Consider the following 7,156-nt stretch of genomic DNA (forward strand, 5'->3'; position numbering starts at 1 on the left):
GGTGGCAATGACTCTAGGGCTGTTTGCCTATGCACTTGTTCTGATATCGAAAGAGTCCTAAATAGTTTTGGGTGACAGTTAGGTCGCTTCTCGAAAGAGGGGCGATTTTTTTGTTTTTAGACGAAAGAATTTAGCTCAACGTGGGGTCTGTTGAACTTTTGATCCGTGAGGCGAGATCTATTTGAAAATTAGCGCGGCTCGTGGATCAACCCGCTGCTGTGGTTGACCTTCTAGCGCTTCTAGCCGTCTTCTAGATAGTCGTCCCGAGTGTAATAAATTAACTCCTCTGGAGTGCATTTAAGGTGATAGCAGAGCTTGTTCAGCGTGTCGTTTGTGTCGCTGAAGTTAGGAATTGCGTCTGAATTTGCCTACCCAGACACAGTGACTCGGTTGACTTCTAAAAGACTTGCTAGTTTTGTTGCTGTCATCTTGCGGTCTGCCATTACAGCACGCAATTTCCATCGAATCACTGGCTGAACCTGAAACATGGTCGCCATAGATTATCACCTGTAGTCCTTAACACTACAAATCTATCAGACATTCACAGTCTGTCAAGCCTCATAAGAGGTCTAGCAAACTTTTATTTACGTCCATCAAACTCTATTTTTGGTTTGTTGATTGACAAGTGTAGTTTAGTAGACTACACTAATAGATATAGAGAAAGCGGCTCACCTTCCACAGCTAACCGCTCTCTCTACGAAACCTTTAATTTCTAACACCATGATTACACAATCTTTAGAAGCTGCAACCCAAGCCACCGATGAGCGTGGCAGTGGTAGATCTCCGAACTGGACAACGACCGATCCCCGCAAGAACAGGGCCTTCAACCGTGCTGGCACCGTGTCTCCCGATGAAGCCTACAACGCTGGCTACCGGGACGGCTTCAACCGACGTGGAATGCTCGGCTCAATGGATGGCAATGCTCACTACAGCGCTGGATTTGGTGCAGGACACAACGCAATGCGCCTCACTAACCCATAAGGAGATCCCCCGGAATGAACTCAGAATTCCGGGCGGAACTCCCCGCCCTCGACTATCGCGCCGTTCACTCATCTCCCTTACTCGTTCGCGCTCTTGCTGAACTGGAGTATTGGGAAGACGCCAGAAAACGCTTCCGAGTTGGCGAAATCGTTCTGGCTCACGACGGCTACCAGTGGATCGTTAGAGCCTCCGCCGACTTAGTGAACAAAATTATTCCGTTTTAACTTCTAAACATTCAAACGGGTAGCTGCCCTCGGCTCAACCCTGACAGCTACCCACTCACCCCTAACACAAGAGGATTACCCCATGCTACGTCACATCACTGCGATCTCTTTCGTTACTGCTGCTTTCACCACTTTCGTTCCCTCTGCTCATGCCGAACCCTCCCAGCAATGCTTAGACGAGGCAGCACAGACCCGTCAAACCAACCTGAAGAACGGAATGCCTCGCCCTGAAGCCGATCGTATTTGGTCGAAAGCTGTGAGCGACTGCTAATTTTTCCGCCAGTCCGTGTGTCCCCTAAATTCACCCTACTTTTGGAGCCAACCTATGGAAGAAATCTCTCGTCTCCTCATCCTCAAGATTGAGCAGGTTCGCGATTCTGAGGGCAATCCTTGCACGAGATCGGAGGCTGATGCGATCGCTGCCGAAATGGTCAGACTCCTAGTTCTGAATCACCCACTCCTGGATGAAAACGCTCAAGATCTGCTGGACGGGAAGCGGTTTGTAGACGTTGCAGCGTGATTATCTACGCGAAATTTTGTCCTATCAGGAGGCAAATTGAACATCAAAACCCCTACCGAATGGCAAGATTGGAGAGCGATCGCAGACTCTCTTGACCGAATGACCATGCAGCTTGAAGATTTTCTCCGTCTTTATCCAGACATCACCCGCGAACAACTGGCCAAAATCGCCGGATGCCGAATTGCCACTGTCAACAACTGGTTTGCCGAAGGTTCCACCCACCGAGAGCCAACTGACGCCCACAAAATGAGGCTTGCGATCGCTCACTGGTTGAAAAATGAACCCACCATGTTTAACGATATCCGCGAGGTGATGAAAGATCTCTAGACTAAATTGGTTAATGCTCTAACTGGTGATCTATCGAGAGGAGGCTCCTCTGGCTAACTAGCGGTAAGATTACCTTGTCCAGAACGTTACCAGACGTTGTTGCTCCCCCACTCAAATTGTTTCTTGAGAGAGGGGTAAATTCAGTGCCATCAAAAATCAGTTTTCCAGTTTTAGTTGAGCTGCCGTATCTTTTGTTTGAGTCAAGAATGCATCGAGAAGAGGTCTGCCAAGTTGCAACAAGGGTTGCACGATTTCCTTGCCTGCCGTTTCTGGCGTACCTGCATTGAAAGGAGGTTCAGGTGCATACTCCATCATCAATTGAGTTATCTTCGCTACCTCTTCACCGCAAAGCAAGCTCAGCAGCGTTAAGCCAAAATCAATTCCTGACGTAACACCAGCCCCCGTCACTCGATTTCGATCAATAACAACCCGTTGAGGCACAACTTCAGCCCCCAGCATTGCCAGTTGATCTCGAAATGCCCAATGGCAGGTTGCTTTGTAGCCCTGCAGTAAACCAGCTGCCGCTAGAACCATCGAGCCTGTACATACGCTCGCCACATATTGAGCGGATGTAGACTGTTGTTGAAGGAAATTCAAGATTTCAGAATCTTTCATGACTTCGATTTGCCCAACACCGCCACCAGGAACACAAATCACGTCTAGAGATGGGCAATCCATAAGGGTTACCGTTGGCATAAAGGTTAAGCCTTCATTGCTGACGATCGGGGTCAGTGTTTTCCAAATCAACTGCACTTGTGTAGTGGGTGGAAATGCTAGAACCTGATAAGCTCCCATCACGTCGAGTTGAATCACACCCGGATAAATTAGAAAGCCAATTTGCAGTTGAGTCATAGTCTACCGTTGCTTGAGATTTCTGATTGTGGAACGATTGTAGAGAAAGTCTTCTAACGCCAATAGTCCTCAAGTGGGTACACTTTCAACGCATGGGTCATTCTCTTCACCGTTTATTTCAAGCGATCGCCACTGCACCGACTGAGCAAGCCTTGCGGTCTAAGTTTATGGATAGTGTCAGCGAATACTTTGGGGTGCAACGTTGGGGAATTTATCTTCTAGACGTGGAGAACGGTCTAGCCAGCGTTGATGTCCAAGGAGTTTCAGGTACATTCGTTGAGCGATATCAAAAAGTAGGCAAATCTGTTGATCCAGTTCTGCAGTATGTGATGCAGTATCACGCTCCAGCCCACGAAGAGTTAGTTTTGCCAAAGGGGACCTGGAAACAGAGTGAGTTGTACAAAAGATGCTGTTCTACATATGATCATGAGCATATTATGACTGGACCAATTGTTGGGCAAGGTCAGTTAATTGGTACAGTAAATTTTGCCCGTATTGGTAATGCTTCTGCATTCAGTCAACTTGATTTGGCTAGTTTCGGCGCGGTTTGTACGCATTTCTCCGCGCGTCTTGCTGAATTGCGACAGCAACCTTCAGGGGTTTCAAACCCATTTCTTAAGCGTCTCACCCCTAGAGAAATTCAAATTGCTAATCTTGTTGCTGAAGGGCTCACCAATGCAGAGATTGGTGCAGAGTTATGGATTACCCAAAATTCTGTTAAACAAGCTCTAAAGCGCATGTTTCGGAAATTAGAAGTTTCTGCTCGGACAGAAATGGTGGCAAAATTGCGTGGTATCCTCCAACCGTAGAATGATTTGGTTAAATGGCGCAAAATAATCGAGTCGATGAGGCAGACGGATGCAAGATTTCGTTGCCCGAGATCAAACCGTCTAACCTGAGTATTCATTGGACTTTTCATCAATCGTCATAAATTTGGGCGAGCCGTCTAGTCAAAATCCTTACGTCTAGATCGCTATCGGCTAAATTCTTATAAACCTTATAAGAAATAGTTGCCACAAGCCGTCCAAAGTGCAGGGCGGTTTTTTATTGTTAAACCATACGCATGTTCAGGCACGACCTAGAACGCTATCGCATGGGTGTCGCATGACCAACACAAATCCTTCAAACAGCAGAACTCCAAAATTCCGAGTCGGTGTCGAGGGTAGCACCCCTGGTCTACTCCAAAACTTATCGACTCAGTTCGGTTTTGACATCACCAAACTCGGCAACGCCAACCCCCAAGACGCGCATGAGCTTCGCCACTACGCGAACTCAATGAAAATTCAGTTAGACGTGGCCAAATCTCTCCTAGAGAGCATCAAAACCATTACTGAGTGTACGGTTGAGATTGAAAAGCTCCGCAAGGAAGCGATCGAAGCGTCGCTCAAACGTAAAGAAGAAATTGAGAAGATGGTTTCTCAGTTAGAGGTCACAGTTGAGAGGCATCACCAAACCTTGAGCAAACTTGCCCAAGACACTCAGCATGGAATCCAACTCGCTCGGCGTAAGGGCAAGCTGGATCTCACGTCTGGTAAGAACAAATTCAAATTAGAACTTGCGGCAATGCGAAAGAAAGCCGTTGCCCAAATGCGAGTTGATCGCACGGTGAGCCGTCAGAAAGTTAACGACGACATCAACCGGATTAAGGAGCAACCAGAAGAAGCGAGGTTGCTATCGGAGGAGCGGCGCGAATTCACGGACTACATCAACGGCAGGACGGTTAAGCCCCGAAAGGGTAGCCCAATGACAGCGCTGTTTAACTGAGGGCTTCAGCCATGTTTGACAAGGACGGATCATTCTTCTACGACCCGCGCCAACTGAGAAAGGGTAATGCCTTTCTCGTTCCCGGCGGGGACTGGGAAGTCGAGGAAGCACCCAAACCACTCACCTTTCATGACATCGTTCGCGGCTGCTCTCGAATTGGGCTACTGTTCTCGATCGGGCTAGGCTCTACCCTGTTTGCCCGCCTCATTCCGGGTGCATTGCCCGGATATTTGATCATCGTCGGCATCGCGATCGCAAGCTGCATTGTCTATACCTGCTTATCGCGTCGTACTTCAGAGCGCATCATGGCTGTCATGGTTGGCGTGATTGTGATTTTCGGCATTATTGGCGGCTCCTGGGATGCCATTTACGGCACGATGGCAGAACCAACTAATCAGAAAGTTGGATTGCAGCTAACGATTCCCGCGATCGTCCTACTACTAGCAGTGGGCGGCAGTCTGTTGCTTCGGAGGTCGAGATGACCATTCAGCACGAGCCGAACCCGGAACAGTTGACCCGCAATCACCTTGGTATTGGTTTAGCGATCGGTGTGCTTGGCATCATCTGTGCAACCAGTTCGCTCACCTCTCAGCAGAAATCAGGCGGAGCGTTACTGTCTTCGTTCTTCGCCGCTGTCGCAAGCGGTAGTGCGTTTGCGTTCACCCTCAAGGCGTCGCAGCGAATTGAGAAGCGCGAGCGGATTGAGGAGCGATTCAGGATGCAAGAGGAGAATATCGCCTACATGCAGAATGAAACAATTGCTCAAGCGAAAGTGCAGAAATTGCAGCTTCATGCAGGTGCAAAACTGCAAGTCGATGAAGTGATTGCAGAAGATGATGCACGTCGCTACTATGCCGAGTATCTGGGAGTCGATCCCGATGATATGGACTTAGACGACTTGGACGATGAGGAGCTAGAGGACGAACCGCAGCAAGCCAAAGCCGCGCCCGTTGTGGCAGAACCTCAGATCCAAGCCCCGCAGCCTCAAGTTGTACCCGTTGCCCCGGTTGTCATTCCTCAACCGATCGACCAGCCCGTCGAACCGCCAGGCGTCGCAGTTCCGACCCAACAAATCGAACAACCGGGAATCTGTCAGGCATTAGATGAAATCGTCGTAACTGACATTTCTACCGTCTTCGCGTCTGCGACGGGAACTGGCAAGAGCGTGAGTGAGGCATACATTCTCAATCGGATGTTTGCCAAATATCCGAACCTCGAAGCGTGGGTGATTGCTCAGAAAAATGACAGTTTCTGTGGAGTGAGAGAGCGGGGCAGAACTTCACTGTTCGATCCGCTCAATCCTAAATTATCCTTTGGCGCGATCGATGAAGTGCACGGCATCTTTGATGCCCGCCGCCGCGCTCCTGAATCCGCAAGGACAAACTTTAAGGATCAGCCCGTGAGGCTCATCCTCTCAGATTGGCACTCGATTTGGGACACATGCCGCGAAGAGAAATGGTACAAGAACGACTATTCTAAAAAGCTCTCAACCCTAGTTACTGTGGGCAGAGAGATGAATGTTTGCTTATTGGTGGATACGCAGTCCTACAACGTGGCATCGCTAGGCATTACAGAGGATTCCAACATCAGAAGCAACCTCAACATTCTCTGTCAGGGTTACATCTGGATAGATGACTTAGGCAGACAGCGGGGGGACTTCAATATGATTCGTAACCTGCTAAAGAATCGCTATCTCGTACCCGTGGATAGTGATGTTCTACTAACAGAACTTGAACGATTGAAGACCAAATCAATGGAAGCGAAAACACCCATCATTTTTTCAACCATTGGATCTAAGCTTCAGCTTCTGCCCGATTTGAAGTCGTTCAAATCTGTGGTGTAGCATGTCATGCTGCCTTGACTTGCTAGAACCTCTAAAACTCCTTCTCTGATTGAATCCCGGAAAATTCCGCCTTTGAAATTTCATGTGATTTTGCCACACGCTATGTCGGAATTGTGCAGCACGGCTTACATACTCCCACACGTTTTTAGACACTCACATGGTTAACACAGTCCGCATGAGGAAGCGCCCCAAACCTAGACTGCCTCACCTTCCACCGATCGTAGAAGTGGAATCACCCACCTTCACCCGTCGCGATATTGGGAAGATGTTCGGAGGCATAGATTCGTCAATTATCAGCCGCGATTGTTCCGCTCTTGGCTTGCCAGAATACGAACCGCTTTCTAGCGAGGATGTATGGCGGCTTTATGTTCTGGCTTGCTATAAGCGGGTTCGTCCGTCTGCCTCACGAGATAGTTTTGTCCTCTTATGCACCCAGCAAGGAGATGCAGCCGCGCTAGAGTTCGTCAAATTAGCGGGCGGCTCTCGGGAGGATTGCCAAGAACTAATTAACCCAAGTTGCGAGTTAGAAGCAGGAGCAGGGTAAAACCAATAAAATCTCTCCAAGGTCTGTAACGCTTGGAGAGAAGAAAAATGGGCGTTGCTGAATGAGAAGATGAATTAGCATGGAATCGGCACATCTCGAAA

Annotated in this window: 13 protein-coding genes; 10 read left to right on the forward strand and 3 right to left on the reverse strand. The window is 48.7% G+C overall.

All coding sequences use genetic code 11. The annotated features are described in order from the left end of the window. Positions 1 to 239 precede the first annotated feature (239 nt). Both AC5I6P_RS25465 and AC5I6P_RS25470 read right to left on the reverse strand, forming a co-directional pair. Entirely contained in the window at positions 240 to 353 is a 114-nt protein-coding gene (locus AC5I6P_RS25465; protein ID WP_495696586.1) for a helix-turn-helix domain-containing protein, read from the reverse strand. A gap of 15 nt (positions 354 to 368) precedes the next feature. Then, positions 369 to 497 carry a helix-turn-helix domain-containing protein gene (locus tag AC5I6P_RS25470; RefSeq protein WP_495692265.1) on the reverse strand — a complete coding sequence of 43 codons (129 nt, stop codon included), beginning with the start codon at positions 495 to 497 and terminating at the stop codon, positions 369 to 371. A 223-nt stretch (positions 498 to 720) separates the two neighbouring features. Between AC5I6P_RS25470 and AC5I6P_RS25475 the strand changes: the two genes are divergently transcribed. The 5 genes from AC5I6P_RS25475 to AC5I6P_RS25495 all read left to right on the forward strand — a co-directional run bounded on the left by AC5I6P_RS25475 (position 721) and on the right by AC5I6P_RS25495 (position 2,052). Then, on the forward strand, positions 721 to 981 hold the full coding sequence (locus AC5I6P_RS25475) for a hypothetical protein (RefSeq protein WP_495696575.1): 261 nt from the start codon (positions 721 to 723) through the stop codon (positions 979 to 981). A gap of 14 nt (positions 982 to 995) precedes the next feature. Further along, complete coding sequence (locus tag AC5I6P_RS25480; RefSeq protein WP_495696576.1) at positions 996 to 1,205, forward strand: hypothetical protein; 210 nt, start codon at positions 996 to 998, stop codon at positions 1,203 to 1,205. An 82-nt stretch (positions 1,206 to 1,287) separates the two neighbouring features. Next, positions 1,288 to 1,476, forward strand: a complete 189-nt coding sequence (locus tag AC5I6P_RS25485) for a hypothetical protein (RefSeq protein ID WP_495696577.1) — start codon at positions 1,288 to 1,290, stop codon at positions 1,474 to 1,476. A gap of 54 nt (positions 1,477 to 1,530) precedes the next feature. Next, a complete protein-coding gene (locus AC5I6P_RS25490) occupies positions 1,531 to 1,725 on the forward strand; it encodes a hypothetical protein (protein ID WP_495696578.1) in 195 nt (64 codons plus the stop codon). A gap of 36 nt (positions 1,726 to 1,761) precedes the next feature. Then, on the forward strand, positions 1,762 to 2,052 hold the full coding sequence (locus AC5I6P_RS25495) for a hypothetical protein (RefSeq protein ID WP_495696579.1): 291 nt from the start codon (positions 1,762 to 1,764) through the stop codon (positions 2,050 to 2,052). 156 nt (positions 2,053 to 2,208) lie between these two features. Here AC5I6P_RS25495 and AC5I6P_RS25500 read toward each other — a convergent pair whose 3' ends face one another. After that, positions 2,209 to 2,904 (reverse strand): DJ-1/PfpI family protein, encoded by a 696-nt coding sequence (locus AC5I6P_RS25500; RefSeq protein WP_495696580.1) that lies wholly within the window; start codon positions 2,902 to 2,904, stop codon positions 2,209 to 2,211. A 92-nt stretch (positions 2,905 to 2,996) separates the two neighbouring features. On the opposite strand from AC5I6P_RS25500, the gene AC5I6P_RS25505 reads away from it, so the two are divergent. The 5 genes from AC5I6P_RS25505 to AC5I6P_RS25525 all read left to right on the forward strand — a co-directional run bounded on the left by AC5I6P_RS25505 (position 2,997) and on the right by AC5I6P_RS25525 (position 7,055). Further along, positions 2,997 to 3,713: a LuxR C-terminal-related transcriptional regulator gene (locus tag AC5I6P_RS25505; RefSeq protein ID WP_495696581.1), complete on the forward strand. Its 717-nt coding sequence runs from the start codon at positions 2,997 to 2,999 to the stop codon at positions 3,711 to 3,713. A 295-nt stretch (positions 3,714 to 4,008) separates the two neighbouring features. Next, positions 4,009 to 4,668, forward strand: a complete 660-nt coding sequence (locus tag AC5I6P_RS25510; protein ID WP_495696582.1) for a hypothetical protein — start codon at positions 4,009 to 4,011, stop codon at positions 4,666 to 4,668. Positions 4,669 to 4,679: 11 nt separating this feature from the next. Then, positions 4,680 to 5,150 (forward strand): hypothetical protein, encoded by a 471-nt coding sequence (locus AC5I6P_RS25515; protein WP_495696583.1) that lies wholly within the window; start codon positions 4,680 to 4,682, stop codon positions 5,148 to 5,150. Continuing rightward, positions 5,147 to 6,511 carry a hypothetical protein gene (locus AC5I6P_RS25520; protein ID WP_495696584.1) on the forward strand — a complete coding sequence of 455 codons (1,365 nt, stop codon included), beginning with the start codon at positions 5,147 to 5,149 and terminating at the stop codon, positions 6,509 to 6,511. Before AC5I6P_RS25515 ends, AC5I6P_RS25520 begins: the two co-directional genes overlap by 4 nt. A gap of 157 nt (positions 6,512 to 6,668) precedes the next feature. Further along, positions 6,669 to 7,055 (forward strand): hypothetical protein, encoded by a 387-nt coding sequence (locus AC5I6P_RS25525; RefSeq protein WP_495696585.1) that lies wholly within the window; start codon positions 6,669 to 6,671, stop codon positions 7,053 to 7,055. Positions 7,056 to 7,156 lie beyond the last annotated feature (101 nt).

It is taken from the genome of Myxacorys sp., from assembly GCF_059501405.1.